Source organism: Pseudomonas juntendi (assembly GCF_009932375.1).
Lineage (GTDB): Bacteria > Pseudomonadota > Gammaproteobacteria > Pseudomonadales > Pseudomonadaceae > Aquipseudomonas > Aquipseudomonas juntendi.
In genome coordinates, this window is record NZ_BLJG01000480.1 from 1 (window position 1) to 937 (window position 937).

Below are 937 nucleotides of genomic sequence, written 5' to 3' on the forward strand. Positions count from 1 at the left end.
TCCCAAACCTCGAAGTGATACCCAGGCTTGCCTTCTTCACCCTGTGCCTCGCTCGACACCAGCTTCCACTGCCCCTGGTCGAACTCGGGAAACCAGGCATCCCCCTCCGGCGCCAATTCCACCCGCGTCAGGTACATCCGGCTGACCAGCCCTTTCTCCAGCGCCTGCCCATAGAGCTGCGCTCCGCCAATCAGCATCAGCTCATCGACGCCTTTCTCGCGTGCCCACTGTTCGGCCCGCACCAGCGCCTGTTCCAGCGAACCGAAGACTTCGGCGCCCTGCAGCTGCAGCCCAGGCTGCCGGCTGACCACGATATTCAACCGCCCGGGCAGCGGCCGGCCCAGTGAGTCCCAGGTCTTGCGCCCCATGATGATCGGCTTGCCCAGGGTGGTGGCCTTGAAGTACTTGAAGTCCCCCGGCAGATGCCAGGGCATGGAGTTGTCGATGCCGATCACACGGTTCTCGGCGTGAGCCGCGATCAAGCTGAGGGGGAGTGATGTATTCATGCCAGCGAGGATAGCACCGGGCGCGTGGGTTATGCTTCTGCCCTGACCTGTGCAATGGAAGACCTTGTGACCGCACCGACTCCACTGGACAAACGCTGGCTGACCGAAGCGGTCCGCCTGCGCGAAGAACACGCCGGCCTGCTGGAAGACCAGGCCGCCAACCGTCATGCGCGCCAGCGCGGCGGCGACTTGGCGGCGCGCATCGAAAGCCGGGCGCTGTTCCTGGCCGAACGCGACGGCATGGCCACGGCCCTGCGCCACTGGAAGCAGGGCGCACGCCTGGCGGTGCTGGCCCTGCTGCTGCTAGCCGTGCTCAGCGGCGCCGGCCTGGCCCTGGCGGCGCTTGGCGACGGCCAGCGCCCGGTCAACGTCTTCTGGGCGTTGGGCAGCCTGTTGGGGCTGAACCTGCTGACGCTGCTGGGCTGGGCCAT

At 66.7% G+C, this 937-nt stretch carries 1 protein-coding gene and 1 pseudogene; one reads left to right on the plus strand and one right to left on the minus strand.

What is annotated here, in order from left to right:
* Positions 1–506, minus strand: a 506-nt coding sequence (locus tag GYA94_RS26830) for a dihydrofolate reductase (RefSeq protein WP_161893471.1), incomplete at its 3' end; no start/stop codon positions are given.
* Positions 507–560: 54 nt separating this feature from the next.
* On the opposite strand from GYA94_RS26830, the pseudogene GYA94_RS26835 reads away from it, so the two are divergent.
* Positions 561–937: pseudogene (locus GYA94_RS26835) on the plus strand (DUF2868 domain-containing protein); the annotation flags it as partial.